The following is a 391-nucleotide window of genomic DNA, read 5'->3' on the forward strand; positions in this document are numbered from 1 at the left end:
AGCACGTGGGAGCAAGGCTCATGATCGAGACGGTGCGATCAAACGTCGACCGGGTAACAACAGTCTTCTCTTCACCATCAGCAGTGTAAGAGAACTGAAAACATCTCCTCTGGTATGACATGTCGTCAGGGACTGCATCACCAAAGAAGAAGGTAGGCTTGGGCAACACCCTCTGATCGTCCATAACCCACGGACGGCTGCTTACCATGATCTGATAAAATTCCCCTCCCTTGAGAGTGATCAGTCGCTGTCTCATCTCATCTCTGTTGAGAGAGTCGCATTCTTCAAGATTTCTCTCCACAAACTGGACTTTCTCCCAGGCCTGCTGAACGGCCACATTGGAAGATCTAGCAGATCGGCGAGGTACGCTTGTAGCAGGCTCTTTACCCTT

At 50.6% G+C, this 391-nt stretch carries 1 protein-coding gene; it reads right to left on the reverse strand.

Annotated features, from left to right (window positions below; all coding sequences use genetic code 11):
- Positions 1-337, reverse strand: a 337-nt coding sequence (locus tag GO013_RS17110; protein ID WP_203529711.1) for a hypothetical protein, incomplete at its 3' end; no start/stop codon positions are given.
- Between the last annotated feature and the right edge of the window lie 54 nt (positions 338-391).

Origin of the sequence: Pseudodesulfovibrio sp. JC047 (assembly GCF_010468615.1) — a bacterium.
In the GTDB taxonomy this organism is placed as follows: Bacteria; Desulfobacterota; Desulfovibrionia; order Desulfovibrionales; family Desulfovibrionaceae; genus Pseudodesulfovibrio.